The organism is Bacillus sp. IS1 (assembly GCF_032461585.1).
Classification (GTDB): Bacteria; Bacillota; Bacilli; order Bacillales; family Bacillaceae; genus Bacillus; species Bacillus velezensis.
Genome location: NZ_JAWCWR010000031.1, coordinates 1 through 410, shown reverse-complemented (window position 1 = coordinate 410; position 410 = coordinate 1). Strand labels below are relative to the sequence as shown.

The 410-nt window shown below is 70.7% G+C and carries 1 protein-coding gene; it reads left to right on the top strand.

What is annotated here, in order from left to right; translation table 11 throughout:
* On the top strand, positions 1 to 410 hold a 410-nt coding region (locus tag RUW00_RS22830; protein WP_315956830.1), incomplete at both ends, for a DUF2345 domain-containing protein.

Here is a 410-nt window from a genome sequence, read left to right as displayed (position 1 = left end):
AACTGCCGGTGGACACCACCCTGACCGAGCTGCAGGAGACGCTGCGCGCCACCCACAGCGGCAGTGCCGCCGGCAGCATCGCCGGTGGCGAAGGTGAAGCACCGGGCTGGAGTGCACCGGTGCTGCTGGGCAGCGGCGTGGCCGGCGTGCTGAGCCTGACCCCGGCCGACCAGGTCTGGGTGAGCGGCACCCACACCACGCTGGCCAGTGGCGTGGCACTGAACTGGATGACGCAGGGCTCGCTGACGATGGCGGTGGCCGGCGGTCTGGTGATGTACACCGCCGGCGTGCAGCCCAGCGGTGAAAGCCCGAACCAGGAGCGCGGCATCGCGTTGCACGCCGCGCAGGGCAAGGTGAGCGCGCGGGCGCACAAGAACCAGATGATCGTGGCGGCCAAGACCAAGGTACGC